The following is a 678-nucleotide window of genomic DNA, read 5'->3' as shown; positions in this document are numbered from 1 at the left end:
GACGTTGATAGGATGCAGGTGTAAAGACAGCGATGTCAAAGCCGAGCATTACTAATTGCCCGAACACTTTCTTTAGGAAAGTTCATAGTTTCAGCTGTTGACTCTCGATTGAATCGGGAGGGACGGTGGTTCTTTACTATCAAATACAGTTTGCTTGTGTGCAAATACGTCATAACCCATTATCAGGTGGTTATTGCGGTGAGGTTCCACCTCTTCCCATTCCGAACAGAGAAGTTAAGCTCACTTGCGCCGATGGTACTGCAATGCAATGCGGGAGAGTAGGTAGCCGCCTTCTTTTATCAAGAGCCTCAGATTTCGAAAGATTTCTGAGGCTTTTTTCGTTTTCCCACAGATTTCCCAGATGTACACAGATTTTAGACATGTTCGGTCTTGGATGACGCAGATTCTTTGCTGCTCATAAAAATATGGAAAAACACTTGGTTAAGGCTAAAATAGCCCTTTTTTACCACCTAAGTGTTAAAATACTGTTAAAATGCGAACTTTTCTTGTGAATTATTTGGTGGGTTCAGTTTTTTGTTGTACTTTTGCACTCGCTTTTGAGAAATCACTTCTCTTAGCAACATAAAGAAAGAGTTCTTTGAAAGATTTTACATAAACAGACAAGTAGTACAAGAAGCGGTTAACTTCTTAGAAATAAGAAAGTTGACTGGGTAAAAG

At 39.7% G+C, this 678-nt stretch carries 1 rRNA gene; it reads left to right on the top strand.

Annotated features, from left to right (window positions below):
* The first annotated feature begins 182 nt into the window (after positions 1-182).
* Positions 183-295: ribosomal RNA gene (rrf, locus tag DW830_RS15580) — 5S ribosomal RNA — on the top strand.
* Positions 296-678 lie beyond the last annotated feature (383 nt).

It is taken from the genome of Prevotella sp. AM34-19LB, from assembly GCF_003468525.1.
Classification (GTDB): Bacteria; Bacteroidota; Bacteroidia; order Bacteroidales; family Bacteroidaceae; genus Prevotella.
Note: the sequence above shows the minus strand (reverse complement) of the source record. Positions and strands in the feature narration are given on the sequence as shown.